Source organism: Chelativorans composti, assembly GCF_039541695.1.
Classification (GTDB): Bacteria; Pseudomonadota; Alphaproteobacteria; order Rhizobiales; family Rhizobiaceae; genus Chelativorans; species Chelativorans composti.
In genome coordinates this window covers 1-589 of record NZ_BAABGS010000022.1, presented here as the reverse complement: position 1 = coordinate 589, position 589 = coordinate 1, and the positions used below count along the sequence as shown (strand labels likewise).

At 67.7% G+C, this 589-nt stretch carries 2 protein-coding genes; both read left to right on the top strand.

Translation table 11 applies throughout. The annotated features are described in order from the left end of the window. Positions 1–306, top strand: a 306-nt coding sequence (locus ABD906_RS09785) for an electron transfer flavoprotein subunit beta/FixA family protein (RefSeq protein WP_425549984.1), incomplete at its 5' end; no start/stop codon positions are given. Between the two features lie 29 nt (positions 307–335). After that, a partial coding sequence (locus tag ABD906_RS09780; RefSeq protein WP_486303682.1) for an adenine nucleotide alpha hydrolase family protein occupies positions 336–589 on the top strand: 254 nt, incomplete at its 3' end.

Genomic DNA, 589 nt, shown 5'->3' with positions numbered 1-589 from the left:
GGCGACGGCAAGGCCACCGTCACCCGCGAGGTCGATGGCGGCCTGCAGGTGGTGGAGGTCAAGCTGCCGGCCATCGTCACGACGGATCTGCGTTTGAACGAGCCGCGCTATGCGTCGCTGCCCAACATCATGAAGGCCAAGAAGAAGCCGCTCGACGAGAAGGCTCCGGCCGATTTCGGCGTCACCGTGAAGGCGCGCCTGAAGGTTCTGAAGACGGAGGAGCCGGCCGGCCGCAAGGCGGGCATCAAGGTTGGCTCGGTGGCGGAGCTGCTCGACAGGCTTCGCAACGAAGCGGGCGTTCTCTGACAGGCAGCGGAAGGGAAAGGAAGAGATCCATGGCAATCCTCCTGATTGCGGAACACGACAACCGGGCGCTGTCGGAGCAGACGGCGAAGGCGCTTTCGGCGGCCCTGCAGATCGGTGGCGAGATCGACGTGCTGGTGGCGGGCGAGGGTGTGGGCGCGGTGGCGGAAGCCGCCGCGCAGCTTGCCGGCGTGCGCAAGGTGCTGGTGGCCGATGACGCGAGCCTCGGCGCCCAGCTTGCCGAACCGCTGGCGGCGACGGTTCTGTCGCTTGCGGGCGCCTACGA